We start from the raw sequence: 962 nt of genomic DNA, 5'->3' as shown, positions 1-962 counted from the left end.
TAATGATTTGTGGGAAATGACCATTACCCATCCACAGCAGGCGCTTTCGGTAAGCCTTTGTTCCGATCAACTCTGGGTGCAGGTTTATAGCGGTGAAAAATTACAGCGTCAGGGACTGGCAGTTGAACCTATGAGTTGCCCGCCTAACGCCTTTAATTCAGGTATCGACTTATTATTACTGGAATCAGGAAAACCGCACCGCCTGTTTTTTAATATTTACGGACAGAGAAAATAACTTGTATTGATTAGCAGTCAAAATCATTGAAGAACATTTCACTCGCTAAAGGCAACATTATGTATCTTCAATTTATTAAGTTAAAAACAGCTCAGCTTCTGTAAAGTTTTTATATATCAGTTTTATGAGAATCATTTTACATAAGCCTGTAATAACAGGAAGGCAACAATCTCGTTCTCAACTCTATGGAGATTAGTTATGGATACGTCACGTCCACAGTTATTAGATTTTCAATTTCATCAGAATAACGACAGTTTTACCCTACATTTTCAACAACGTCTTATTTTAACCCATAGCAAAGATAATCCTTGTTTATGGATTGGCTCAGGTATAGCGGATATCGATATGTTCCGCGGTAATTTCAGCATTAAAGATAAACTACAGGAGAAAATTGCGCTTACCGACGCCATCGTCAGCCAGTCACCGGATGGTTGGTTAATTCATTTCAGCCGTGGTTCTGACATTAGCGCCACGCTGAATATCTCTGCCGACGATCAGGGGCGTTTATTGCTGGAACTACAAAACGACAACCTTAACCACAACCGTATCTGGCTGCGCCTTGCCGCTCAACCAGAGGACCATATCTACGGCTGCGGCGAACAGTTTTCCTACTTCGATCTGCGTGGCAAACCGTTCCCGCTATGGACCAGTGAACAAGGCGTTGGTCGCAACAAACAAACCTATGTCACCTGGCAGGCCGACTGCAAAGAGAACGCGGGCGGCGATT

General features: G+C 43.0%; 2 pseudogenes. Both read left to right on the top strand.

Annotated features, from left to right (window positions below):
- Positions 1–235: pseudogene (locus tag RTW80_RS26065) on the top strand (aldose epimerase); the annotation flags it as partial.
- A 198-nt stretch (positions 236–433) separates the two neighbouring features.
- Positions 434–962 (top strand): annotated as a pseudogene (yihQ, locus tag RTW80_RS26060) (sulfoquinovosidase); the annotation flags it as partial.

The sequence above is a fragment of the Escherichia sp. AM3 genome (genome assembly GCF_032029835.1).
Classification (GTDB): Bacteria; Pseudomonadota; Gammaproteobacteria; order Enterobacterales; family Enterobacteriaceae; genus Escherichia; species Escherichia coli.
Note: the sequence above shows the minus strand (reverse complement) of the source record. Positions and strands in the feature narration are given on the sequence as shown.